This is a genomic window from Natronogracilivirga saccharolytica (assembly GCF_017921895.1).
Taxonomy (GTDB): Bacteria; Bacteroidota; Rhodothermia; order Balneolales; family Natronogracilivirgulaceae; genus Natronogracilivirga; species Natronogracilivirga saccharolytica.
Map to the genome: position 1 here is coordinate 95,995 of NZ_JAFIDN010000001.1, position 26,733 is coordinate 122,727.

22 protein-coding genes are annotated in these 26,733 nt (G+C 47.3%); 3 read left to right on the forward strand and 19 right to left on the reverse strand.

The annotated features are described in order from the left end of the window. Window positions 1–57: 57 nt before the first annotated feature. Window positions 58–1,047: a tRNA dihydrouridine synthase DusB gene (dusB, locus tag NATSA_RS00385; RefSeq protein WP_210510045.1), complete on the forward strand. Its 990-nt coding sequence runs from the start codon at window positions 58–60 to the stop codon at window positions 1,045–1,047. Between the two features lie 76 nt (window positions 1,048–1,123). On the opposite strand, the gene serS is transcribed toward dusB, so the two are convergent. After that, entirely contained in the window at window positions 1,124–2,413 is a 1,290-nt protein-coding gene (gene serS / locus NATSA_RS00390; RefSeq protein WP_210509345.1) for a serine--tRNA ligase, read from the reverse strand. 298 nt (window positions 2,414–2,711) lie between these two features. Here serS and NATSA_RS00395 point away from each other — a divergent pair, with 298 nt between their 5' ends. Then, a complete protein-coding gene (locus NATSA_RS00395) occupies window positions 2,712–3,191 on the forward strand; it encodes an Lrp/AsnC family transcriptional regulator (protein ID WP_210509346.1) in 480 nt (159 codons plus the stop codon). A gap of 17 nt (window positions 3,192–3,208) precedes the next feature. Continuing rightward, window positions 3,209–4,717 carry a hypothetical protein gene (locus NATSA_RS00400; protein WP_210509347.1) on the forward strand — a complete coding sequence of 503 codons (1,509 nt, stop codon included), beginning with the start codon at window positions 3,209–3,211 and terminating at the stop codon, window positions 4,715–4,717. A 25-nt stretch (window positions 4,718–4,742) separates the two neighbouring features. On the opposite strand, the gene rpoN is transcribed toward NATSA_RS00400, so the two are convergent. The 18 genes from rpoN to NATSA_RS00490 all read right to left on the reverse strand — a co-directional run bounded on the left by rpoN (window position 4,743) and on the right by NATSA_RS00490 (window position 26,729). Further along, a complete protein-coding gene (gene rpoN, locus NATSA_RS00405) occupies window positions 4,743–6,326 on the reverse strand; it encodes an RNA polymerase factor sigma-54 (protein ID WP_210509348.1) in 1,584 nt (527 codons plus the stop codon). Next, window positions 6,323–6,910 carry a DUF3109 family protein gene (locus NATSA_RS00410; protein ID WP_210509349.1) on the reverse strand — a complete coding sequence of 196 codons (588 nt, stop codon included), beginning with the start codon at window positions 6,908–6,910 and terminating at the stop codon, window positions 6,323–6,325. Before NATSA_RS00410 ends, rpoN begins: the two co-directional genes overlap by 4 nt. 112 nt (window positions 6,911–7,022) lie before the next feature. Beyond that, window positions 7,023–8,195: a DNA-processing protein DprA gene (gene dprA / locus NATSA_RS00415; RefSeq protein ID WP_210509350.1), complete on the reverse strand. Its 1,173-nt coding sequence runs from the start codon at window positions 8,193–8,195 to the stop codon at window positions 7,023–7,025. After that, window positions 8,170–9,159, reverse strand: coding sequence for a GTPase ObgE (gene obgE, locus NATSA_RS00420; protein WP_210509351.1), 990 nt, complete (start codon window positions 9,157–9,159; stop codon window positions 8,170–8,172). The genes dprA and obgE overlap by 26 nt, the downstream gene beginning before the upstream one ends. 103 nt (window positions 9,160–9,262) lie before the next feature. Further along, on the reverse strand, window positions 9,263–9,733 hold the full coding sequence (locus NATSA_RS00425) for a tetratricopeptide repeat protein (RefSeq protein ID WP_210509352.1): 471 nt from the start codon (window positions 9,731–9,733) through the stop codon (window positions 9,263–9,265). An 85-nt stretch (window positions 9,734–9,818) separates the two neighbouring features. After that, complete coding sequence (locus tag NATSA_RS00430) at window positions 9,819–10,640, reverse strand: hypothetical protein (protein WP_210509353.1); 822 nt, start codon at window positions 10,638–10,640, stop codon at window positions 9,819–9,821. Between the two features lie 32 nt (window positions 10,641–10,672). Then, window positions 10,673–13,636: a fimbria/pilus outer membrane usher protein gene (locus tag NATSA_RS00435; protein WP_210509354.1), complete on the reverse strand. Its 2,964-nt coding sequence runs from the start codon at window positions 13,634–13,636 to the stop codon at window positions 10,673–10,675. A gap of 258 nt (window positions 13,637–13,894) precedes the next feature. Next, a complete protein-coding gene (locus tag NATSA_RS00440) occupies window positions 13,895–14,737 on the reverse strand; it encodes a fimbrial biogenesis chaperone (RefSeq protein ID WP_210509355.1) in 843 nt (280 codons plus the stop codon). Between the two features lie 197 nt (window positions 14,738–14,934). After that, window positions 14,935–15,456, reverse strand: a complete 522-nt coding sequence (locus NATSA_RS00445; RefSeq protein WP_210509356.1) for a DUF4402 domain-containing protein — start codon at window positions 15,454–15,456, stop codon at window positions 14,935–14,937. Between the two features lie 222 nt (window positions 15,457–15,678). Then, window positions 15,679–16,098, reverse strand: a complete 420-nt coding sequence (locus NATSA_RS00450; protein ID WP_210509357.1) for a hypothetical protein — start codon at window positions 16,096–16,098, stop codon at window positions 15,679–15,681. Window positions 16,099–16,243: 145 nt separating this feature from the next. After that, a complete protein-coding gene (locus NATSA_RS00455) occupies window positions 16,244–16,882 on the reverse strand; it encodes a hypothetical protein (protein ID WP_210509358.1) in 639 nt (212 codons plus the stop codon). A 40-nt stretch (window positions 16,883–16,922) separates the two neighbouring features. Then, on the reverse strand, window positions 16,923–17,417 hold the full coding sequence (locus tag NATSA_RS00460; protein WP_210509359.1) for a hypothetical protein: 495 nt from the start codon (window positions 17,415–17,417) through the stop codon (window positions 16,923–16,925). Between the two features lie 77 nt (window positions 17,418–17,494). Next, on the reverse strand, window positions 17,495–21,178 hold the full coding sequence (locus NATSA_RS00465) for a T9SS type A sorting domain-containing protein (protein ID WP_210509360.1): 3,684 nt from the start codon (window positions 21,176–21,178) through the stop codon (window positions 17,495–17,497). Between the two features lie 253 nt (window positions 21,179–21,431). Continuing rightward, on the reverse strand, window positions 21,432–21,941 hold the full coding sequence (locus NATSA_RS00470; RefSeq protein ID WP_210509361.1) for a hypothetical protein: 510 nt from the start codon (window positions 21,939–21,941) through the stop codon (window positions 21,432–21,434). A 300-nt stretch (window positions 21,942–22,241) separates the two neighbouring features. Continuing rightward, window positions 22,242–23,090 (reverse strand): acetyl-CoA carboxylase, carboxyltransferase subunit beta, encoded by an 849-nt coding sequence (accD, locus tag NATSA_RS00475; RefSeq protein WP_210509362.1) that lies wholly within the window; start codon window positions 23,088–23,090, stop codon window positions 22,242–22,244. 221 nt (window positions 23,091–23,311) lie between these two features. Next, window positions 23,312–24,424: a serine hydrolase domain-containing protein gene (locus NATSA_RS00480; protein WP_210509363.1), complete on the reverse strand. Its 1,113-nt coding sequence runs from the start codon at window positions 24,422–24,424 to the stop codon at window positions 23,312–23,314. Between the two features lie 103 nt (window positions 24,425–24,527). Continuing rightward, window positions 24,528–25,286, reverse strand: a complete 759-nt coding sequence (gene tsaB / locus NATSA_RS00485) for a tRNA (adenosine(37)-N6)-threonylcarbamoyltransferase complex dimerization subunit type 1 TsaB (RefSeq protein ID WP_210509364.1) — start codon at window positions 25,284–25,286, stop codon at window positions 24,528–24,530. 201 nt (window positions 25,287–25,487) lie between these two features. Then, entirely contained in the window at window positions 25,488–26,729 is a 1,242-nt protein-coding gene (locus tag NATSA_RS00490; RefSeq protein WP_210509365.1) for an ABC transporter permease, read from the reverse strand. Between the last annotated feature and the right edge of the window lie 4 nt (window positions 26,730–26,733).

Sequence of the window (26,733 nt, forward strand, 5' to 3'; positions counted from 1 at the left end):
ATTCAAAAATCGCCGCACAAAGTTTCTTTAATGCCGGAGTCCGCTGTGACGGAAGAAATGCTGCCAGTCCTGCAAAATGACAGCCGGTGTGTGGTTCTTGCACCCATGGAAGATGTCAGCGACTCTCCTTTCCGGCAAATGTGCCGTAATATGGGGGCTGATCTGGTTTATACGGAGTTCATCAGCTCGGAGGCCATGATTCGTGACTCTGATGCCTCCAGACACAAAATGGCATTCGAGGAGTCCGAACGGCCTTTGGGAATACAGATATTTGGCGGACGTGAAGAGGCCATGCACGGAGCAGCCAGGGTTGCCGAGGCCAATAACCCTGATCTGATTGACATCAATTTCGGCTGTCCTGTCTATAAAGTGGTAAAAAAGAATGCCGGTTCGGCCTGTCTTCGTGACCTGGGCATGATGGAACGGATGGCCGGTACAGTAGTCGATGCCACCCATCTTCCCGTCACTGTCAAAACACGTCTGGGGTGGGATGACAAAACCATACGCATCCGTGAAGTCGCACTGATGCTGCAATCTGCTGGAATCAGGTCACTGACTGTTCACGCGCGAACCCGGAGCCAGGGTTATAAAGGTGAAGCCCGGTGGGAATATTTCAAATATCTCAAGGACACCCCGGGCCTGCACATTCCGGTCATCGCCAATGGTGATATCCTGACCCCTCAGGATGCCCGCTATCTTTTTGAAGAAACCGGCGTGGACGGAGTTATGATCGGCAGGGCCGCCATTGGCTATCCGTGGATTTTCAGAGACATCCACCATTATATGGACACCGGAGAACTGCTGCCGCCGCCATCATTGGAGGAGCGAATGAAGATGTGTGCGGAACAGCTTCGTGCTTCAGTTGATCATCACGGTGAACGCTACGGAGTCATCATGATGAAAAAGCATTACGGCAACTATCTCAAAGGGATCCGCAACGGAAAGAAACTCCGGATGGAGATCATGGAAAAAGACCGGATGGATGACATCATCGAACTGTTGATGAATTTTTCTGAAGAGCCTTCCGGTACTGTGGTTGCCGTTTAGACTCCGCTGCCTGCGCGCAAACCGGGCACAATCCCGCCTGGATTCGGCCAGAATCCATCTGAAACAGTCAGATATGCTAAATTTCAATCCTGTCAGCGCCGATCCATGGCTGCAGTGCCGGGGGAATGGTGAGCGCATCATCACCCTGCTGATGGGTTTCCAGAAATGCCGCAAGCACTCTGGGCAGCGCCAGACCGCTTCCATTCAGGGTATGCACTGTTTCTGTCTTCCCGTCCTCATTCTTGCAGCGGATTTTCATCCGGCGAGCCTGATAGTCTTCAAAATTTGAACACGAGCTTACTTCAAGCCATTTTTTCTGACCGGGACTCCAGACTTCAAGATCGTATTTTTTGCTTTGGGTGAATCCCATATCGGCTGTACCCATCAGCAGTGTCCGGTAGGGAAGTTCCAGTGCCTCCAGCAGCTCTTCGGCATCGCGTCGCAACGACTCAAGTTCCTCGTAAGACGTTTCGGGGCGGACAATTTTCACCAGTTCCACTTTGTCGAATTGGTGCAGTCTGTTGAGTCCGCGTACCTCACTTCCGTGTGATCCGGCTTCCCGTCTCCAGCACGGAGTATGGCAGACATATTTTGCCGGCAATGAAGCAGGCTTCAGTATTTCATCGCGATGAAAATTGGTTACCGGAACTTCGGCAGTAGGAATGGCAAAATATCCGTCCCGGGGAATCACGTACATCATATCCTCCTTGTCGGGTATTTGTCCGGTACCACGTGCCGAATCTTCATTTACAAAGTACGGGGCCATGATTTCCAGATACCCCTTTTCTACAGCCTTGTCCGTAAAAAACTGAATCAATGCCCGCTGCAGTCTGGCAACAGGACCGACATAGAATGGAAAACCGGCAGAGGTAACTTTTGCACCGCGCTCAAAATCGATCCACCCGTTCTTGCTGACCAGATCCCAGTGCGGTTTGAAAGCGCCTTCACCATTCCCGCCGGCGTCATCGACCTCACCCCACTGATGGATTGTCTGATTACCCGATTCATCCTTTGTTACGGGAACAGAAGAGTGGGCAACATTGGGAATTTTCATCAGCAATTCATCGCGCTGCCTGATTAATTCACGTTCGCGTTCTTCCAGCGATTTGATTTCCTGCTTCATTTCACCGGTTTGCCTGATGACTTTCTGAGCCTCTTCTTTTTTTCCCTGGCTCATCAGTTCACCTATCTGTTTTGCCCTGGTATTGCTTTCGTTTCGCAACTGATCTCTTTGGTGAACGGTGTTGCGCCACGTTTCGTCAACTTCTACAACACGGTCAACAATTTCAGTCTCCTTTTCACCCTTGGCCAGCATAGCCTGTTTGATTTCATCTTTCTGCTGGCGTATACGCTGAATATCAAGCATAATTTGTCTTAAAAAGTTAGCTGTCGGTTCTTCTTTTGTGTCTTTGCTCTGACATACCGGAGCCGCACTCTCCGGGCAATGATTCCAATTTGAACACATCGATGCCAAAGATACAACTTACGCATGTGAAGCGATAGCAGTAAGTTTTACAGTTTATCTGCCCTGCAGTCAATATCAATAAAATTACAGGATGGTTTATCGTTGATATCCTGACAAAACAGACTTGACTGCCTAATTTTTTTAGGTTAAATTCCACACAGATTACAACTTATTTAGAACCCAAATCTATTTTATACAAATGCACCACCTTGATGAAATTGACATTGCCATACTGAAGCATTTGCAAAAAAACGGACGTGCTCAGCGAAACAAACTGGCTAAAATTGTCAATCTGTCCGTGCCGTCGGTATCCGAAAGGATGCGGAAACTGGAAGAAAAAAAGCTGATTGACGGGTACCATGCCGTTTTGAATGCTCAGAAATTCAATTTCGATATAGTTGCGTTTATTTTTGTGGAAGTTGACAACTCAAGCTACCATGGCTCTTTCGTTGAAAAAGTTGTGCTCGAACCGGAAGTGCAGGAGTGTCATTCCATAACCGGTGACGGATCCCACATTCTCAAGATAACAACAGAAAATACGGTATCGCTTGAGAAGCTATTGTCGCGAATTCAGTCATGGGAAGGAGTGAAAAAGACCCGCTCCAACATTGTATTGTCCACGTTCAAACAGACACGGGAAATTCCGCTGGATCACCAGGAGAAAGCAGTCGAGGTCTGATTATTTCCATGCATCCAATGGCAAGACCCATCCTGATTCTGCTTACCGGAATCATCGCAATTTTCTTAATGACAGACCCGGCTTTGGGGCACCGGTCTTTCGGAATTCTTTATCCCGAATCTGATGCTGACTCCATTGCATCCGGTGATGCCGAAGTAATCGAACGCAGTGGTATCAGCTGGGTTCTGTTGCAAGAAATCCCGTCTGAGGAAACCAGGGAGGCTATTCAGAATTATGACCTTTCTGCATATGTACTGATTCCTGAGTATTATCCCGTCCCGTACCGGTTGATGTCCGACAAATTCGGATACTTCCAGCGCGCCGACTCGATAATGAGCAACCTCACAAATTATGACTTTGTGAAGGGTTTCGGCCTGTTTTCTTACGGAAGCTGGCAGGAACGCAACTTGCCAGGCAGACTAGCCTCTTTGTCGGAACCTTACAGATCGGACCGGATGATCTTTACACTGGATCTGCGGCCTTTAACCGGAACCCGTCTGGATCCTTTTGACGGCATACTTTTGTATGTGGAAAATGCCGGAGAGCTTGAGAACAGACTTGCTGCCGGACCCGATGTCACGGGTGTTTACTACCGTCCCCGCAGCGAAACTCTTGATCTGCGGGATTTTCAGCATTTGATGTCTCTGATGGAGGATATGCGCGACATCCCTGTGTTTTTCAACCGGGACTGGTTTTTAAAGAACGCCGGTGAGAATGAGGGTAACATGAAAAACAATCTGTCCGAAATCACCCATTATTACCAGAAGGTTGATGATGCCAGGTTTGCAAACCCTGCGCCTGCCGACCAGGATCGTGACCTGAACGGGTCAATGGTGCTGCTATTTCTCTTCTGGCTGGTTTATGCCGGATATTATCGAATGAATCCGGTTTACAGGAAATCGATAGCCCGATTTTTCCTGAACTATGACTTTTTTGTCAACGACATATTGCTTCGGCGTATTCGTCTGCCTGTGGACGGACTGATCATGTATGCAATAACCTGCATACTTGCGGGAATTTTGGGATTCGCAATTTCAGATATGGTTCTGGATCCGATCTCGCGTGAAGCACTGATGTTTTATACACCCATAATACCTTACCACTGGAGCAGTCCGGGAGTCTTTTTTTTACTTTTCTTTGCCGTAACAGCTTTGTTACTGGGTGTCCAGATCATCTGGATTCGTATTGCCAACAGGCAGCATGGTCACACAGATCAGATTTCTACCTTTGTTCTCTGGCCTAATCACATCAATTTTCTCATTGTGACATTTGGTGTGATATTAATGCGCTCATTTCCGGATACACTGCTTGCTTCAACTTTAATTGTCGTTTTTTTCGGAATCATGTTTGTCAGCTTTTTCACATCTGCCTACAACATGAGACGAATTATTCCGACTTCACCATTTTATATGACAGGAACCTATGTGCTCTTCATTCTGGTAAGCACTACCGTTCTTTCGTGGCTTATTTTCGGTTTTGATTTATTGAAAGCATGGGATCTGGCTGCATCACTGGCATCAGCCTGAGCTATGGATGCAGAATTGCCGTTTTTTAACCAATGGACTTTCGCATCCTGGCTACGGGAATATTGAGCTGCTCCCTGTACTTGCTTATGGTCCGGCGCGCAACCGGATATCCTTTTTTTTCAAGCGCATCTGCAAGGGCTTTATCACTCAGCGGCGATGATTTGTCCTCATTTTGCACCAGCTCCAGAAGTATATTCTTAATTTCCCTGTTAGAAACAGACTCCCCGCTTTCTGTTTCCATCCCCTCCGTGAAAAAATATTTCAGTTCATAAACCCCAAAAGGTGTCTGGACGTATTTTCCATTCACAACACGCGAGACGGTGGATATATCCATCTGAATACGGTCGGCGACATCTTTCAAAATCATGGGTTTGATCCCGCTTCCGGTTTTGAAAAAGTCTTCCTGCAATGCGACGATCGTCTTCATTACAGCCATTAACGTGTGCTGTCTTTGGCGTATGCTTTCGATAAACCAGCGTGCTGACTCCATTTTATCTTTTATGAACTGACGCGTCTGGCGATCGCTGCCATTCTTATCGTTGCCGCCATTGTCCTTTCTGCTGTCCCTGCGATTCATCTCATCCCACATCTCTTTATAGTGTCTGGAGATCCGGATATTCGGCATGTTTCTGCTGTTCAGCCGGATTACAAACTCGCCGGCTTCCGGGTCCTGTCCCTCTGCGGCCTCTTCGTAGCAGACCTCGAAATCAGGTACTATGAACTGGTCCGGGTTCAGATACTCATCCGTCTCACCCGGCTTGGGGTCAAGCATCATGATAATCTGATATGCTTCCCGCAACTGATCTTCGGTGAGGTTCAGTTTTTGCTGAATTTTGTCATAATGCTTTTTTTCGAACTGCGGCCAGGCTTTGGTGAGAATATCCATAGCCACTTTTTTTGAGGGATGGGATGATTCCATTACCTCGAGCTGAGTAACAAGGCATTCACGAAGGTTTCGTGCTGCAATGCCCGGCGGATCCAGCTTTTGAATTTTTCGCAGCACATGCTCTGCTTCTTCGTTTGACACTACCACGCCGTCATTGAAGGCCACGGCATCTATGATGGAGTCGATATCACGTCTGAGATATCCGTCAGGATCAATGGATCCGATGATCTGATCAGCCACTTTCCGTTGTCTCTCATCCAGATCGAGCAAAGCTACCTGCCGCTCGATGTTCTCCATGAAGCTTGTTTTATAAGGCTTGGGAAGATTCTGCCATTCCTCCTGATCCTTGCTGTACTGTGCTGAATAACCGCCTTCATCATCATGGAAATAGGTTTCCCAGTCAATTTCCTCGTTTTCATCAACAGGGGATACATCATCGCTTCCGTCGTCAGAACTATCTTCCTGCTTTGCTGTATCTTCTTCAGCTGATGCGGGCTCCGGGTTTTCGTCAGTCTCATTTTCAGGCTGCTCCGGCTGTTCAGCGCTTTCTTCGATGTTCTCTTCTTCAACTTCCAGAACCGGATTGGTCTCAATTTCCTGCTTCACTTTCTGCTCCAGCAGAAGAGTCGGTAACTGAAGCAGTTTAATGTACTGAATCTGCTGCGGTGATAACCGCTGCTGCAGAGACTGCCTCTGTCCGATGGATTGACTTTGCCTGATCATACTGCTGCTCCGGTCCGCATTCTCACTTCATTGCATGCTTCGAGAAAATCAGCATACCATTTGCTGCCATACGCCCGCACAAGCGGGTCTTTTAGAAAATCCGCCAGATAAACACCCTCGGCCTTACCACGTTCACATCCTGCGGAACAAAGCTCGGGAACATACTCAAGATTAAGGTAATGTGTATCAGCAACTTCCATCACCCTGACAGGAAACAGCTCACAACTTAACGGCTTGATCCAGTTAAACCGGCCTTCCATCCACGCTTTTTGAATACCACACAAGGCTACATTTTGTTCATTATAAGTGACAAATACACACTCGGCACCATCAGTGCAATTTATTTCCGGTCTTTTATAACCGTTTTTTATCAGACCTTCTGCTTTGACAACCTGCCTTGCTCTTGGCCTCAATTCATGCCCGAGCAGACTCCAGGCCTTGTTCAGTACCGGTATTTCAGAAACCGTGACAGGAGCTCCGGCTTCCCCTACTACGCAGCATCCCCCTTTGCAACGTGCGAGATCACAGGAGAATTTGAATGTTGCAATATCATCTGATATGATTGTGTGTCGAACCTGGAACATGCAGCTAACCAATTGTATTCAGGATGATTCCATTTAGAAAAAATGTTATGAAATACAGTCTTTCGTAAAGTAATGGATGGAAATAATGAACAAAGATACAAAAAAGATGATTTCACCACTCACTGGCCGTGAATCTTTTACCAGGCTTCTGAGTGACTCTGCCGGCTAATTCAAGCTCTAACAGCTCGTGCAGCAATTCATTGGCCGGAATGGACAAACTTGCCGAAATAATATCAATATCTTCTGTTTTCCCTTTAAGAAAGGTAATTATGTCGTTTTGCCGCGCCTTTAATCTTGTGCTTTCACCATCATTGCGTTTACCGGGCCTTTTTCCCTGCGCATCCGGCTGCCTCCGGTGGTGTTTGATACTTATTTTCAAAAGATGCTGCGGCAGCTCGTCAGCAATGTCATTGACATCACAAATCAGTTTGCCCCATCCGTTTCTTATAAATTCATTACAGCCCCTTCCGCTGTTATTGCGAATATCATGCGGTACTATGAACACCTCCCTGCCCTGATCGAGCGCAGTGTTCAATGTAATTCTGCTCCCACCGGTAAATCTGGTTTCTGTAATCACCACACCAAGTGACATTCCGCTGACGAGGCGGTTTCTCACAGGAAAGTGATGAGACTCCGGTTTTGTTCCGGGTGGATATTCGCTCAAAACAGCACCCCCGCTTTTTATGATTTGGCTGGCAAGATTCCTGTTGCTTCGGGGATATATGTTATCCAGTCCAGAACCAAGAATGGCAACGGTGCAGCCACCGTTTTCAATAGTGGTGCGATGAGCTGCGGTATCCACACCATATGCAAGGCCACTGACTATACCAACATCAAGAGCCGCGAGAATCGACTGTGTGATTTTTTTGGTCACATCCCGGCCCCAGGACGTCGGATTGCGTGTCCCAATTACGGCAATAAAGCTTTTTTTCAAAGCTTCGGTATTCCCTTTTACCCAAATCACAGCAGGGGGATCGTAGATGTGTTTCAGCAGTTCCGGATAATGGGAATCATGCGGCCCCAGTAGCTTGTAACCCTGTTCAAGTGCCCTGTTTATGGTGTTGTCTACTTTTTCCCAGTCTTTGAAATTATGGATGGACTTTGCCGCAGCTGCCCCAATTCCCTTGATTCTGGTCAGCGCTTCCCATCCGGTGGAAAATACGGTCATGGGAGAAGGACAGGCTTTGAAGAGCCTGTTGATTTTACCAGCTCCAACATCCGGAATCATTGAAAGAGCTACACCGGCACGAATGTGGTCATTAATATCGTACTTTTTGGTTTTCATTTAGCAATTTCCAGATGTGCTCCTTGAGTATATCCGTCTGGTATCCGGTAACAGCTGATATTTCCAGTTTGGGTATGTCCAGCGCCACCTCCTTGTCCAGCTTGAATTCTGGCAGCAGGTCCATATGAGTAATAACCGCCATTTTGGGTTTATCCATCAGATCCTTTCGGTAGGCTTCCAGTTCAGCACAAAGAATACTGAATTCGCTCTCAATATCACTCATCGCATTGATGACAAATAACAACACCTTGTTTCGTTCAATATGCCTCAGAAATTGTATCCCCAGCCCTTTTCCTTCATGTGCATTTTCGATAATTCCGGGGATATCGGCCATCACAAAACTGCGGTGATCCGGCATCTGAACAACCCCGAGATTCGGTTCCATGGTTGTAAAGGGATAATCGGCAATTTTGGGCCTTGCAGCAGAGAGGGCCGAAAGCAGCGTGCTTTTTCCGGCATTTGGAAAACCAACAAGTCCGACATCTGCAATTAATTTCAGCTCTATTTCCACTGTTACTTCCTGTCCCGGCTCCCCGGGCTGGGCATAATCAGGTGCCTGGTTTGTCGGCGTTTTGAAGTGAGTGTTCCCAAGACCGCCTTTACCACCCCTGGCGACCACAAGCTGATCACCGTGTTCTACAACTTCGCCGATAAATCTTCTTGTTTCGCTTTCATAGGCAACGGTTCCGAGGGGTACGCCCAGAATAACATCCTTGCCTTTTTTTCCTGTTTTTTGTGAAGATCCGCCCGGCTGCCCTTTTGCGGCCTTCAGAAATTTTTTATACCTGAGATCAAGCAGGGTATTCATCTGACTGTTCCCTTCAAGAATGATGTTGCCGCCGTCGCCGCCGTCTCCGCCATCAGGCCCTCCCTTGGGAACATACTTCTCACGCCGGAAGTGGGCCATACCGGGTCCGCCGTCACCTGCCTTAAGATACATCTTTGCGTAATCTGCAAATCTCATACAAACTGTTGTTTTGATTGGGTAAACTAATGTAAGCAATTGCATGGTACCAAGATGAGCGAATTGGTACCAATTCGTCCTGTGATTCTGATAAAAACAATGTTTATCGCTGACTATACCAGTATTTCAGGCCGGGATACAGATCTGAAACAACATCGGTGTTGCGTTCAACTGCCTTGTTCCAATAATATTCGGCCTTTTCATTATCTCCCATAGAGTGATATACAGATCCTTTCAAAGCCAGCATGTCAGCCGTTTCGTCCCGGTTCAATCCCTGCGAAATATATTCATAAGCCAGTTCCGTATCTCCTTTGAATAATGCTTTCTGGGCTTTCACATGTTTGGTAAGACTTCTGTTGGTTTTCATGAACGTATCGTGCTCAAGTTGCAGATAGTGCCGGTTTTCATCATGCATCCGGTTGAATACTTCCAGTGTTTTAACATCCGCAATCTCTTCAGGAGTTACACTTTCAAGAGTATCCTCATCTGCTGCTTCCCTGTCTTTTTCAGCCCGCAGAGACATGGGTGTCTGGCTGGTTGAAGTACACGCCAGAGCGCCGGTCAGTAAAAGCATCGAAATAAATAATACTGTCAAATTCCGCCCGTGAAGGAAATATTTATTGTCGGTCATACTATTTCTTTAAAAAATTGTGACGCTGTTAAGGGTTTCTGTTCTCCGCTTCTCTTTGATCCGACAGTCTCCGATAAAAATACCAGATAAGAAAAATAATGATCAGCAGAAGCAGCATCGACAAGGCACCGGATACAAAGCCGGCTGCACCTGCCCAAAATGACACCTCTTCGGTATCTTCTTTAGTGAACTGCTGAAGTTCAATCGTAAACCTGTCACCACGATCATTATCAAGTCTGACCCTGCTTTCAACGATTTGACTCATCAAATCAAGGTCTTCATTACTGTACAACGAATCAGCATACAAGGTAATTTCAAACCTTTCAATATCCAGAAACTGAATCTCACGCTTGTCAATTTGTTCAGCCTCTTGTTCGATTTGCAATTCTCTCAAATAGGCTTCCGGGACAAAAGGCAGCCCGGGCAAGTCGGCATCAGCCCTGCGCAGTTCCTCCCACCGGTGCAGAACAGGAACGTCAACACTGTAAACGTTTTTTGAAATATCCGCCCGCACATCAGTCAGGAACGTATTCGGATCAAAAAAAGCCTCCAGTGCCCGTTGTAACTCACGACCAATTCTGTGCTCTATATCCTGTGACAGCTCTTCGTCACGAATCTGTTCCGTGCGTTCTGCATCCGTTCCCGAAAGCAGCGCCTCAAGAATTTCTTTTACAGTATAGGACCTGGTGGTGCGTGTGTCATCTTGTTCCTGATCTGTGTAATTGCTCTCTTCCAATTCAGTACCAGCTGACACAGATCCGGCTGATCCATAGGATAACGGGACCGGGCAGAGACTTATACCCAAAGCCAAAGCAATGAGCAGCAGAGGGAAATTTTGTGTATTTAGCATAATGGTAATGTTTGCGGTTGGATATTTTGCTGTCAGTTCCGTTCCGGTATAATACTTCTTTCAAGCTCATCCATGTCCGGAATCTCAATATCCGGATTCCTTTGTGATGCCTGCTCCCAGAATTCTCTGGCAATTTCCCGTTGTCCAAGCAGATAGTTTATCGATCCTTTCAATGCAAGGCCGTAATCTGTCTCGTACAAATCAAGTGATCGCTGAATAAAATCAAGAGCTTTTTCAAGCTCCTGATCAACCGTTGCCTGCTGGGCTGCTGCAAAAAGCCTGAGCGCATTTGCGGCTCTTTCCGTCAGGCGCTGCAGCAGATCTTCACTGACAGGCATCTCATCAGGAGGCATTTCCGGCACTCTGTCAAAGAGCACGAAATTCATATCCTCAAGAATGTCGCCCTCTGCTGTGGCTTCAACTTCATAGCGCATTATTGCCGGATCGGAGTAAACATCCAGAAAATCAAGCTGAGTAGAGTCAACCCATGATTCATATCTGCCAGGGGGAATTTCCATGGTGTAATAACTTCCGTCTGAAAAAGTGCGGACAGTTTTATCGAAGTCCCCGTCCAGCTGACGTATCCTTACCCTGACTCCTCCAAGTCCGTGGTCTTCCCCTCTTTGCTGCCGCAGAACCATGCCCTCGACAACACCGCTCATATAAAATGGAATATCCATGGGTTTGAACCTGTTGGGGTCGGCAATGAAAGAAAAGTCACCGACATATGGTACCAGAAATGGATCGGGAATGGCTCCTGTATTGATCTCGACATTTTCCTTGTAGTATTGCTGCAGTTGCGTTACCCTGACAATTCCGTCATCATGAAGCCTTGTTCTTCCAGTCCTGTCCAGTCTCAGTGCATCCGCATGAATAAGTTCATCTCCTTCATCATAGGTTCCGCTGTTGTTGTGATCCACAAAAAACCGGAATGAAGCTGCGGCGCGGCCGACCTGTTGTCTGTTGTAGAATACCATCCGTTCATGGTAATCATCAAAGCCTACAGATCCGCGAAGACTTTGCCGCACGGAGGATGATCCTCGTGCCGTGCGGGCTGTTGTCGTTGAACGGGTACGGTTGAAGTCAAATGTGAGCCCGGCTTCAAAGATATTGTTCTGGCTGATCAGGTCTCTTCCGGCAGAAAACCGGAACCATCCGTTGGAAAGAACTCTCCTGGATACCTGAAAATCAATTCGTTCAAACTTGTCGCGGCTCAGACTGTAATCTAGCTGTGTCCTGAAGTATGTACCTCTGAACATACGGGGCGTGGTACGTGCCCGGCTTGCCGAATAGGTAACGGTGGAAGTCAAGCGGCCGTCTGTAGACAGCCGTTCGCTGCCGTCATACCGAAACGTGTCACGGTAGCCACTGCGTAGAGTCAATCTGCCGAACCGCACACCAAGTTCGGTTCTGATCCTGTTGTTGCTTCTGGATCCAAAGGCTTGTCTGTCGGCGTGCAACCTGAAATTGAACGGAGTTCCTGAGAAGAGAAACGGAAGGAAGAGATTTGCCCGCGCGTCGTAGTCATAGCGCCCGACATTGTGGATGGCATCTTCGGTAGTAAAGTGAGTGTAGGTAATGTCCCAGCTGGCGGAGTTTGGATAGACAGCACTTGTTGAAATACGGTAAAGAGCGTCCGGAGCTATATCAATGCTGGTGAGATACTGATCGAAGAATCTTGCCGACAACCCGCCATATAAAAGAGGCCTGTTGTCATGAATTTCTGAGTAATAGTCCCCTCCGAGAGAAGCCGTCAGCCAGTTTGAGACCCCGTACGACATTTTTGCTGAAGCCATATCAGAATAGGATTGGGATCCCGGCAGAGGAGTCTCCAGACGCCCGGCACTTACGTTGTAATTGAACTCTCCCGGCGGAAGAAATGTAAACGGAATCTGAATTCGACGATCATCCTCACGTATTCTTCCATCCGGTTCATATACCATCAGCCGAACCTGGTTGCTGCCATATGTCATGGGAACTGTCAGATCATAAGTGCCCATTTCATCAACAATCTGATAATCAACAAGCCGGTTGTTAATGAAGAGTTCTACTTCAGAATCGGCTGGTGCTGTTCCGTGGAAAACAAAATCGTCCAGCATACGCCGTGGCATTATCGGCTGATTGGTGAGGTGAATGCCGCGGAATTGTCTGGATTGGAGTCCTTCCGAGTAATGCTGCCCAACGTAGAGCTGTGTAAGCCAGGGCTGATCATCAAATACATACCGCCATCTCATGTTACTTGTCGTCACACTGGATGTGGTTTCGGTCCAGACGCCGAACAAACCGCCCTGCAGATCGCCACCCAGCACCTCCATACCCAGAGCACCCGAATAATTGTAGTTGTTAGGCCTGTCGCTGATATTGGCAGTAAGTGAATAATCAAGAAAGCCGCCGCCAAGGAGACTCCTTCTTCGTTCAAACTCCTCTGAATAGAACTCCAGATATGGTATTCCAAGCTCCATTCTGGCCCGCTGCTCTCTTCTTTCAAATCGGCGAACCACCGGCATTGTTTCGGGAGACTGAAGGCGCAGGAAGAGGTTGCTCAGGTCAATCTGAAAATCCATGTTGAATATTTTTGAAAACAATTCCGGATCCATGTAAAAATCCATCTCATCAACAAACATCTCGTCTATTGAGAAGTTGAATGTTTCATCTTTTATGGATACCCGGAATTGTGAAAAATCCAGGCGGAACTTCCTGTCTGGTTCCAGATAATGACCGGAAAGCAGAAGCTGCCCGGCATCTGTCTGATAATATATTCCCAGCAGATCGAACAGCTCAGAGACCGGCAGATATATCCGGTCTCTGTACATAATAGCAGTCACGACCTGTTCATCCACTCCCCTGTGTCGAAATGCAAGGAATACTTCTTCCCGAACCGCCTCATCGGGTCCATTGTCAGCTGCGATAGCGGACAGCTTCAGGCTATGGTCTGGCGATCCCGGAAGGATCAGCAGCCACACCATAATCGCTATAATGCAGACAACGAGTTTCACGAATAAGTGTATTTAAATGGTTTACGGTAAAAAAGCAGATGACTGGATTTTTTTCATGCACAATCTCGATATATACTTCAAGTGAAAACAACATCCTGAAGATCAAACCTTTGTATGATAAAATCGCAATTAGTTTCATTAATAGCACCGGCATAAGTATTAGATTATTCCAAACAAACTGCCGCTTTTTCTTTTTTAAAAAACTGATTGCCGGCATGGTTTGTCATCTCTCAGCCGTATGAAAAAACAGGAAGAAAATTACTCTGAAATCCGGAATGAAACTGTTTCCGTCACCGGTGTTGTCTGGACAATATCACGCGAAGAAATGTCAGGTCTCTGAGATTCAAATCTGACTTCAGCACTGTATTCTCCTGAAGAAAATTCCGAAGTATCAAAAGCCATCCGGCGGATAACATCCATGTAAACCGTGGTTGATTTCCGGCGTTCATAGACTACTTCATCATCACTGTTGCGTACTGTAAGGAACATAGAACCAAGAAACGGGGAATTCCCGGTTCGGACAACTTCTGCTTCTATTTCTTTTTGATTCCCACTGTCTTTAACATCCACTGCCTTGATCTCAACTCCGGTGTTTACATCACCATGCTTGTAAAACCCTGCAGTTACCTGTTCAAACCGAAAAGTGATTTGAGCCTGAACCCCGTCTGTTACTTCATCATCAATATCCGGAACGGCAGGGTTAGACGCTGTTTTAATCCGTGTCCAGTAAGTTCCGTCAGCAATATCCTGAGGGGGTCTTACTGTCATGCGAACTGTTTGTCGCTCATCAGGTTCCAGTGTAAAACTTCTGGGGAATACACGTACCCAGTCTGCCATAGAATACTTTTCCCGGGCCTGTTCGTCATCATAGTTCATAAAACTTTGGCCATTCTCATCGGTATCAGGGTAACCAAACTGAAAAGAGAGTGAAACTTCCTGTGTTTGGCTCGAACCGTTAATGACAATAAATGTTCCGAACCTGGAAGTATCGTCAATGAAAAGAGCTGTGGGAGCAATTGTAACCTGTGCCAGTGCATTGCCGGTTACAGCCATGAGTAAACCAATGAATGCAAGTGACAGAGTTTTAAAAAAGGTGGCCATACACTTAAGATGTTATAAATAGTTTCATGGTTGAAATCAGGTAAGCTTACTCCGGATATTATACCAAAAATTGCACCGCTGATGTTAATGCTGCAAGGTAATTTAAAGTAAACGATGGCTTGAATAGTAAATATAAATAAAAAAGCGGCTAACCCACAGAGAGCAGCCGCTTTCCAACATCTGTCTGAAAAATCAGATCAAACATCCTGTTCAACTGTGATAACGATTTCTCCGGAATAGCTGCCTGATTCCTGGTTGGAAGGCGGATCAACTGTTCCCCCGAGAAATACATTAAGCTGCTGCTCGGCACCACCGCTTACCGGTGTTGTAACACCATCTACCGGGCTGAACATGTCACCGGTTGCCGGATCATTTTCCGTATTGTAAATACCATCATTGGCTCCGAAGGAGATCGGCATGGTAGCGCCTGCATCCAGAGCGACCCCTGATATGCCCACAAGTTCCGTGGGGAGCGTGAATGTAAATGTCACATTTTCATCACCGGTGTCAATTACAAAACGTCCGGCCTGATTGTCTGACGGTTCAATGCTGGTTGAAGTACCCGCTGTAACGGTACCGAATTCCAGATTATCTACACCAAATACCGAAAAAGCCGACACCACATTGGCAGTAGCTTCTATATCTGCTGTTTCCTGGGCATGTACATTTGCCACTGTAACAGCAAAGAGCAGCATTATGGTAAGTATTCCTGATTTCATAATTTATCTCATATGTTTGTGATATGACAATCATGCACGAGTACACAGGATACCGGCCTGATTATCACTTTTTTTGATTGCTGTTTGTTTAAAAGTACATTCAATTCACCATCACTCCTAATTATTATTCATTAATGTTTTTACAATAAAAAAATTGGCATAAAGTTCTTAGAGCCCGTTTTAGTATTAATGATTTTTAATTTTATATAAGAGTATAACAGTTTATTCATATTCTACCGTCAGAAAGACATCAGCATCGTATGATCCGGCAGGTATGTCGCCTACCTCGATCAGGCCGTATACATAGATATAAGCCGTAGCTGTTGCAGCGGTCCTGTCGGTCACTTGCTGTTCATCGGAATCTTCATAAATAGAAAACCTGATATTCGGATCAGGTAATGGCTCTGCATGATCGATATTATTCTCATTTCTGTTGGCCATCGAAACTTCCAGATCTACGGGAATTCTGAAGTCACCGTTCCCGTTGCTGAACTCGAGGTATTCCGGCAAATCCAGATTCAGCTCAACAACCATATCTCTGGGCCCGCTCACGGAGAAAACTCCCATTTCCGAGTCACCAAGTGGTATACGAATGCTTCCCATATTCGGTACCACCTGTCCAAAACTCAGGGGTTGCATCATTTCAGCTACAATTTCGGAATCCACGTCTAACGATAGGGTAATATATTGTGCTCTTGATGCCTCCGCCGACAGAACAGTAAAAAGCAGCATCAACACAGGAACTGTAATCCTGGATGAAACCCGGTCCCGCAAAGACAATTCCGACTTAGATATCATATGTCACTTCCAGTGTGATTTGGGCTCTGTAATATCCCGGCAAGATCCCTGAAGGTATGCCGCTTCCATCTCCGAGAATACCTCCTATCAGCAAATATGCAGTTGATCTGGGAGGTTCATATCCTGAATGAGGGGGCGTTGGGGGCGGCCCCGGGGGACCACCGTCCCGTCTTCTTACGGGAAAGCGGGCCATGGTACCGGAAAACTGCTCCCGGGAACCGCTTAAACCTTCTCCCGTATTGGAATAAGCAAATTTGAGCTGAAGCGGAATACGTTTTTGTGAGTCAGCCGTAACCACTCCATCCAGCCACAGGTATTCGGGATTCTCGACAACATTGACAAACACATCCAGATAACTGACACCTTCGATGGCAACTATACCTGCTTCTCCACTATGCACATCAATAACTTCCTGAGCAGTCTGACCGGAAATGATCATTCCGAATTCAAGGTTTTGCTCGGCATAAAGATGAACGGAATAGCGCTCGTCGTCGGGAACAAATGATCCAAAATCCACCTCCTGACTATAAACGGATGTTGCGGCCAATCCCAGCTGAATTGCAAATGCAGCCAATGCCAGTCGCAGCAAATATACAATCCGGTTATTGTGTTTGTCGCTTAGTGACATAACAGAGTGGTAATTCTTTTTTCAAGTGGATACTGACTTCTCATGGGTACTCAATTTCCACGGTAAACATTCCTTCATAGCTGCCTCTTGAAGCATTTTCCAAATTAACTTCACCGCCGATCCAGAAATAATACTCACCATCTTCATTTAAAGAATACTGACGGTTTTCAAGGTCCAGCACTTCTGCCGATGCCTGGTCTTCGATCTCATTACCGGCAATGACAAACTCAAAAGTCACCTCTGCCCCGCCTTCCATGTGGCTAAGCGACTGTTCCCGGACGAAGCTGATCTGAACAAGTGCGTTGGGCTCCCCTTCTGCACGCAGCAGTCCGGATCGTGAATCAGTAACAGGGTCAATATTGACACGTCCCCTGCTTGCCAATTGCTGGTCCAGACTCATGTTTCTGAGGGTGGTGAGCTGAACTTCAGTCGGTATGGCAATAGAAGCGGCAACATTGATTGTACCTGTTTTGACTCCGTTATTCCCATTGCCATTCTGTCCATACACCGGCTCTGTTGCAAGTACAGAAAACATTGCCAGACACACTATGGCGCAGGCAAAAACTCTGGAGTTATATGTTACAGAAACAAGCTGCATTTTCAACCATGGATTTATTTTACCAGCATCATTTTTCTGCTGCGAACCTCATTGCCGGCAACTAGCCGGTATATATATGTGCCGCTCGCCACTCGTCCGGCATCCCAGATAAGCTCATGCATTCCACGTTCATACATGCCATCAGCCAGCACAGCAACTTTCCTGCCCATGACATCATAAATGACCAGGCGTACATGTGACTCTTCCCTGACGCCAAAAGTTATTGTGGTTGCCGGATTAAAGGGGTTGGGATAGTTCTGTTTCAGGGTAATGCCGTCAGGAACACTCTCCTCTGACTCCTCAGCCTTATTCAGCAATTGAATATCTATATAAAACCTGCTGTCATTCTTGCCTGCACTTCGTTTTAGCTGCAACGGCTTGCCCGGCCGGTTAACCTCTTTCATCACATCGGCAGTTCCGGCTGAACCGCCTTTACGTATTTCAACTTGAGACCCGAGGTCTGCCTTTTTGGATTTCAGGTGCTGTGAAGACTCAAGGATGAAATCATAGGCGGACTGCTCTCTCATGTTAACCCGTTCACCTGTTTTGCGATCAACCAGCCATACTGAATGGTTATCTGACAGGTTACCGGGAATGTTCCAGTAGAGTTTCGCTTCACCATTGAGCGGCATTCCTGAAGAAACACCAAAAGCATCAACCGGGATTTTTGCGGATTCCTCAAACTGGTCCGGCAGACTGTTCACAGACAACTGAGTGCCGTCACCACGATAGGAGAACAAGGATACATGATCATCAGAAAGCGGAATGAGCCGGTAAGTGTCATACATATCTTTCCCGACAGATCCCAACCCGGAAAACATCAGCTGAGCCTGTGCCCTGCTATCCGACTCACTGTGCTCAAGCTGCAGATCCATAACTTCTGCTTCATTTTCAGACAATGATGATGACCCTTTATCTGAATTCTGTGCCAATGCACCGGGTGGTACCTGCTTGCCCAAAAACCTGCCTCCGGTAGTTTTGGCATCTGCCGAAACCTTCAGTTCCGCATCCTCTGATTCCGCCTTGACCCAGAAGGCCTGAAACGGAGCTATTTTACCCTTTTCCAGCTCCGAAAACGTTGCAGATCCGTCACCTGAACCGCCGCCTGATCCGGTATTGCCGGTGATGCCATTCCAGTAGCGATATTCACCCCGCCCGTTATTTCCGGAAGGATCCCAAATGTAAACGGCCCGATGCATATCGTTTTTTACCCAGCCGTCAGCGTCCCAGTCCAGTGTTGCACCAAATGGATTGCCTATCAGGTTCCAGCCCTGATCATCCGAATTCATTTTTCTTGCCGTGTAACTGACATCAAACTCAAAATAATTATCATCATCACCGAACGGACTGTCAAACGGCTCGTTTTCCTGTCCGGATGCAGATATTTCGAACGGGAGCTTGTCATCTCTCTCAGACCCGACACCATCGCCGGACAACCCTCCGGCACCATCAAATACGTATACAAAATATCCCCTGCCCGGAACCAGTTTATCCTGCTCGCTGTGCAGGGTTCGCCATCCCATATTGGTGGTTACGGTATCTCCGGGTGTATCTTCTTTGAAGTACAGGATATTGGGCATCTGGTCTGGGTAGTCTGATCCCGCAAAACCTTGTGTTACAATTCGCTTTCCGTTGTCTTCAAAATCAGGACCCCGGGTGAAGTCACTGAATTCGGTTTCAACAGGCGATGATACCAGCCGCCATCCTTTGCTGCCTGATATATTTCTGAGAAAGCGAAGAGAACCTGCGTTCTTGTCAGGAATGGTTTTGTCATTGGCGACGAGATTGTTGCCGGAACGGATCGTCAGCACGCCCTCAAGAAGCAGGAGGTTTTCGGTAGTTACAAGATCCGATGTGACTTCAACACCCTGAGGATTGTCGATGGTAAAAGTGGCCGTATATACAGGCAGACCTGATCCCGTTTCCTGGGGAACTTGCCCGTTATAGACGTAGTGGGCCCGGGTGCTGAATGATCGCGCTGCCATCCTGACGGCACCGGCATTTTCCGATAATGTAATGCCATCGCCGGAGCCGATTTTCAGTTTTCCTCCCGCTTCAAGCACAAAACTTCCCGATCCTTTGAGATAGTGTATACCGGTTTCAAGCGCACCGGTGTTTTTTAAAGATATCCGCTGGTCGTTTTCTACATTATCCTCCAGCCGGATGACATGATCTGCGGCAATTTCAACTTTGTCATTGCGCTGCGGCGGTGTGTCAGCCGGATCCCCTTCATGCGAGGCATCGAGCGTCCAGGAGTCAGCTGACTGCCATTTCCCGCTTTGCCGGCTGTAGTAAACTACAATTTCAATTCCCGGGAATTCATATGCTCCCATATCTACTACCGCCTCGCCGTCGTCCGTACCGTCCTGAATCCGGATATTTCCGTCGAGATCCCTGGTGATGTGTTCAGCAATGCCGCCGCTTTCAAACGGTTCATTGATACCGGAGTCGATTACCGGTGCCCCCTCAGTCAGACGATAGTTGCCGTCCGAGTTTGGGGTATTATCGGCAAGCGGATCAATATGCTGCATAAAAATATCTGACGCCGAGATCCCCATTTTGGGATTGGTGGAAAAAATTGTAGCACCGTCCCTTGAAACAGATGCTGAATAAGCAGAATAATCAACAATCATTTTGGTCAGCGGGCCCTTGGCAATCAGATCGTGATCACCATCTTCCGCTTTATTTCCAAGTATGATGGAGTTCAGGATCTTAAGTTCTCCTTTGTCGGTTCCTGATTCTGAACCGGTGACATGGATCAGCCCGCCGGCATCACCGCTTGAATAGTTGCCGGAAACAGTCACGTTGATCAGTGTGGCCTGAAGCCCGTCAGCAATATCAGAAAACCGGGCACCGCCACCACTTGCATCCGATCCGCTGAGTTTGTTTCCGGTTATCAGGCCGTTGACCATCAGAAGCTCAGATTGACTGACATTCATTCCCGCACCGAATTCCCGGGCCTTGTTCCCGGAAATAATGATATTTACCATTTCCAAATGGCCGGCATCGGTTATGTGGATTCCGCCGCCCCAACCGCCTGCATAATTGTCGGTCACTGTGATATTTCTGAAGACAGGCCCGCTGCCGGAACCGTTCCGGCTTTTGCCGGAGTGAAAAATTCCTCCGCCCTTGTTTCGGGGCATCCCCAGCTGATCTTCACCCTGTAAATCGGCATGCCCTCCGCGGATGGTAAATCCATCCAGAACTGCCCCGCTGTCAAGCTCTTTTGTATCAGGATGATAAATAACCCGCAGAACATTATCTGACCGGTTGACAGAGAAATCCCCCGGAGTATCATCCTGGTTCAGGTCACCGCTGAGTATGGTTTCATTGGCACTGAAGTCCCGGTCACGGAGATCGAATGTTGCAGGATCTTCTATTCCCTCGAAACCGCCGTATATCCGGACGCCCTTGCCCAGCTGGAACGTCTTGTACCGGGAATCATCTCCTCCTGCTTTCCTTTCCGGAAGATAGGTGCCGGCGGCAACCCATATTTCCGATCCTTCAGAGGCGGCATCCAGTGCATCCTGAAGTGACGTCATTGCATTCTGCCAGCTGTCACCGGTACCGGTTCCTGTGGCCTGAAGATCCACGAATATGCGGTTGATGCTTTCCTGCTGGCTGTACCGTGCATCTGCATCAGCTATCTGACCAAACAAGGCAATAGCACAAAATACCACCACGTACATCAGTACCATTGCTAATCTGTCAGACCGGTATTTAGCCACTATGGACATCAGTTCTTTTTCCTGAACTCTTTCAGACGTGATTTTGATTGCTGTTAATTACCCGAATAATAAGGATTAATGACCGTGATAATCAGTTAGAATTGATTAATCATACTTCGGCCCGGCTTCAGCAACCTGAAACTCAGTCAATCAGGATGGGAATATCAACAGTGGATAAGCGCCGGTCTCTTTTGGATTTGTGCGGTCAGCAGATGCGCAACATTCAATAATGCTCTGCTCTTACGGTGTATGTGGCCGAGAAGTTACCCTCATCATAACCGTTTAAATCAATCATTCCGTACAAATCAACAAACTGAACTGACCTGTAGGTGTCTCTGCCATTTTCAGTAAACTCAACAAGCCGCTCTGCTCCGTTAAGCTCAACCTGTGAATTTTCAGAAACATCATTGCTTAGACTGATCTGAGGGGTAAAAGTAACAGAACGGCCATTTCCATCATTAAGCTCGTTCCCGCCTGTGACAGATATCGACATATGCGATTCGGGGTGCGACGAAATCATGAATCTTGCCCCTTCTTCACTTGATATTTTCAGTTTGTCCCCCGGATTGCCGGCCAGCTCCCTGACAAACCCTCTCTCGACCTGAATAAGTGATGGCTCAACGGCTTCAACACTTACATTCATTACTGCTGATGCACTCCCGCCACCATTGGCATTCAGTGTTCCCGGGTGCCATATCACTGCCAGTAATAATATCGTCAATAACCCTTTCATAATGAGTGCATTAGCCACGACCAGCAAGGATGAATCCGAATATATTAGAAAAAATTAATATTTACCATTATAAATTAAGATTTTTTAATAATAGTTCCGCTACTTTTATCTGTGCCGCTTCAATAAGTCCGGAAGCTACTCTCATTATCGGAGCTTTATTAATATCTCTTAATTATATAATCTTAATAAAGCTCCGACTGATGGCATAATTACATCAAGTTGTTTCAGGCAGGCGGTAAAACATGGAAACAACTAATATCTCGTAAATAGTCCTATGAGCTGCACGGTCAGATGCCGCTGTTACTTCATATCATGCGCCAGTATTTTGAGCAGACGGGAAAGGCGCCGTTTCATTTTATTCCGGGAAACAATAAAGTCAAGAAAACCATGCTCAAGCAGATACTCCGAGGTTTGAAACCCATCGGGTAAATCGCGTCCGATGGTTTGCCGGATGACTCTGGGTCCGGCAAAGCCGATCAGTGCTCCGGGTTCCGCAATATTGAAATCTCCAAGCATGGCAAAACTGGCCGTTACCCCCCCGGTGGTTGGGTTAGTCATAACCGATATGTAAGGCACTTTTTCTTCATGCAGAAGGCCAAGCTTGGCGGATGTTTTCGCCATTTGCATGAGACTGAGCACACTCTCCATCATGCGGGCGCCTCCGGACTGTGAAATAATTATCAGAGGTTTCTTTTTTTCTCTTGCATGATCAATTGCCAGACCAATGCGCTCTCCAACAACCGATCCCATGCTGCCACCAATAAAACGGAAATCCATACAGGCTACAACAACATTCTTTTCGCGCAGTTTTCCCGTTCCAACCCTGACAGCGTCACTCAATCCGGTCTTCTTCTGGGTATCTTTCAAACGCTTGTTGTACTTCTTGCGGTCTTCAAAAGCAAGCGGATCGACGGGCTGAATGTGTTGACCGAGCTCACTGTACTTGCCACCGTCAAAAAGCAAATGAAAGTACTCCTCACTGCCGATTGGGAAATGATAGCCGCTCACCGGATCGACCCAGCAGTTTTCCTCCAGCTCACGCCGGTGAATGGTCTCACCTGTGGCGGGAACCTTCACCCATATACCTTCAGGCATCTCTTTCGGAGATTTGGTAACTATATTGATTCCTTTTCGTTCGAACCAGCTCATATTTTCGATTGTTTCAAGTCAGTTTATCAGGCCCATTATCATTTCCCGGTCCGGGTGGAACAAGAATGGTGATCAACAAGATACGTCAGAGTGTCCCGGCGATTCAAGCAGCCCTGATTCAGCTCTTCTCGTAAACACTGAAATCCGGTGACACCGACTCCAATAATACGGTTCCTGGAAATTTGTTGCGAATATTTGGGTCATTTTCTTTAGCCGGACCATCAGAATCCCTGTTTATTCTGGTAAAGCAGGGGTATTGTCATATTTTCCATTACCTCGTAAATGCGGTCATTTCTTTCAGCAGCCCTGGATTCCGGATTACTTGTAAATACTGCAAGAGCATCAAGGTCCGGAAGCACAAAAAGGTACTGCCCTCCGTAACCCCAGGCAAACCAGCTTTCATATCCCTGAAATTCATTTCTCCACCAAAGCAACCCGTAGTCGTGATCCCGGTAGTTGTAACTTGTATCATCGAAATAGACAGTAAATGATTCCTCTAACCAGTCCGGCGGAATAACAGACTTTCCTTCAAAACTTCCGCCTTCGAGATACAACCTTCCGAATTTCAGCAAAGCCTCAGGGCTGACCGACATATTGTTGCCTCCGAAATAATAGCCGGAGGGATCACGGTCCCATCCTTTAATATTCTGATTTATCGGATCAAACAAATAGGTTTGGGCAAATCTGCGGGCACTCATACCCGATGCCGCAGCCAATACCACGGACAGCAGATGGGTGTCACCCGTACTGTAGCGCATGTGTTCACCGGGATTATGATTCAGCGGCCCGTTCAGTTTATGGGCAACCCAGTCATTTGAATTGACCCAGGAACCGTAATTACGGAAGCTTGTGGATTCCAAACCACTGGACATGGTCAGCAAATGGCGGATGGTTATTGCAGATTTTTCAGGCTCATCGAGATTCTCAAAATACCCGGGGATGTATTTTTCCACCCGGTCATCCGGCGAGTTGATGTAGCCTTCTTCAATGGCAATTCCGATCAGAGCTGACATTATGCTTTTGGAGGCAGACTTGATATTGACTGCGCTGTCCGGACCCATAGTTCCGGAAAAGTACTTGACAACCTTTTGTCCGTTCTGAAACAGGATAAAGGAAGTGATTCCCGGAATTTCAGCTGCCTCAGAAGCCAGCTCATCCGGCAGGATTTCTCTGAAGTTGTGCGGGGTTCTACCGGTCAGCTCTCCGGTTTCCTCATTTTTCGTACCGGATTCCGTTGCGTCAGAAATGGAGCTGTCCTCAATTTCGCCATTTGTATTGCAACCGTAGCACAGAGCCAAAACCAGAACCGCATACCTCACTGCCATTGTTGCCATAGGATCGGAATAATGTATTAAGGAAAACTCTGTTTTAACTTGTTAACAAAGCCGGCGGGACTCAAATTCCGATCAGAAGACAGCCGGTGCCGGTAATCCCCCCCTATGAATAATAATGCGGTTCAAATGAGGCAGGATCAACCATTTTCACAAGCGACTCAAAGACAGATGCACCCGCATGTTCTTTTAGGGCGAAATCCCTGAATTGAGGAGAATCCATGAAATAGAAATAATTCCGGGCAGATATCACCTCCAGATCATTCAAATAAGGAAGCAGCTTTCCCTTGCCCTGCTGTGAATCAATAAGTTGTTCCATTCTGTCCAGACCGGTGCCGAAAAAGTTCGGATTCTCAATGCAAACGGGGAGCAGTTCATCAAGAGATCGCGCCTCTGCAGTGTTTTCAGGAGTTATCCCGTCAGAAGAAACCTTCCAGGACTGGTGATACAGGTGGTTGCGTCTCGCATCAATAACGGTGTGGACGGTCAGCGGGTCGGTTTGTCTGAAGTCACCGTCATCAGAAAAGTGGCGGCACCAGACGCCTGCCGCTATTCCCGCAAGGGTATTACATGCAAAAAGAGGAATATCAAGGTCAAACAACAGCCCCTTGACAGCGCTGCTTGCTACCCTGAGTCCTGTAAAAGAACCGGGACCCGAACTGATCAGCACCCCGCCCAGATCACCCGCCCGGAGCTTTCCCCGGTCGAGCAGACTCTGTATGAAAACAAATGTCCAATCTGAATGCACGCCCTTTCCTTCGGTGCGTTCCTCGAATACGTTTCCGTCCGGAAGCCTCATGGAAACGGAGCAGACTGGCGTAGCTGTTTCTATGGCCAGAACCGGTTTATTTAAATCAAACTGCATGATTTTACAGTGTGGGGACTCTGGGATTGAATGTAAACAACACCCTTTGGTTGCTACCTCTGGTGAAGTTTCAGCAACAAAGACCGACCTACAATAAGAACACTTCCGGAAGGAAGCAATAACGGATGCCAATCCTGTTTCCAATCCCCGGCTCCGGCCCGTAAACATCAGGTCACAGAATGTTCGCCAAGGCTGTTTACGTCATTCATAGCGAAGTGATTCGACCGGATTGACCAGTGCGGCACGCCTTGCCGGAAAAACACCGGCAGCCAGACCGATTACTGTGAGGACACCACTTGTCATAGCCATGGATTCCAGGGAAATCACCGGATTACCGAGAAACGCGGCGACATCCCCTTCCAGGTTAAGACTTTGCACTCCCAGTATGAGTCCGGCAGAAAAAAGCACACCAATGACACCCCCGATCAGACAAATGAACAGTGCTTCAAATATAAACTGCGAAATAATGTGCTTGTTTTTTGCCCCGATCGCCTTTTTAACTCCGATTTCGCGTGTTCGTTCCTTAACAACCACATACATAATATTGGCTACACCGACGCCGGCAATAAGCAGTGTAAAAAAGCCCACAATGAAAAGGAATATTTTGACACCGGTACTTACCTGATTCTGCACTCTTTCCGCCTCAATGAAGTCCCATACTCCGATTGCCTGCTCATCATCTGCATGAAACCGGTACTTGCGTGCCATTATCTCCCTGACTCTGCTCTCCACACGCTGCTGATAAGCCGGGTCTGCCGGCCTGATGAGTATGGATCCGAGCTGGCCCGGGTTGTAAATCTGCCGGAAGGTAGTATGCGGTATGACAGCTCGTCTGGCATCCGGTCCGTGACTCATGGCCATCTGCATTTTTTCCTGCATCACCCCTATGACAGTAAAGGTGTTATTGTCAATCATAATGTTGCTTCCGACCGCATCCCCTTCCGGAAAAAGCTGAGATGCGATTTCATCACCCAGAAAAACCACACGCCTCCGCTCGTTTACGTCGCGCTGGTTGATAAACCGGCCACCGGCCACCGGATACATCGACCGCATTTCATCAAAACCGGCATCCACACCTTCCATATGCGTATTGGTATTCTCGAAATCAGAACGCAACCCGACACTTCGTCCGTACTGGGCAGAAACAATTTCAATTTCAGGAACCGAACGCCTCAGCAGTTCGATATCATCCTCATGAAAACGAATACGCCGGCCAACATCCAGGCCTTCAAAAGACTTGCTGGTCTGATTGCCGTAAAACATCATGACCTGATTGCCCCCGCCTCTCAAACCTTCCATCATTCGCTGGCTGAGTCCTTCACCGAATGCCAGCAGGGTAATTACAGCGATGGTTCCCCAGCAGATTGCAATTATGGTGAGTCCGGTACGGAGTTTCTGTTTCCGTATATCCTGTAAAAATTCGCTGACAAGATTGCCTATCATGGTA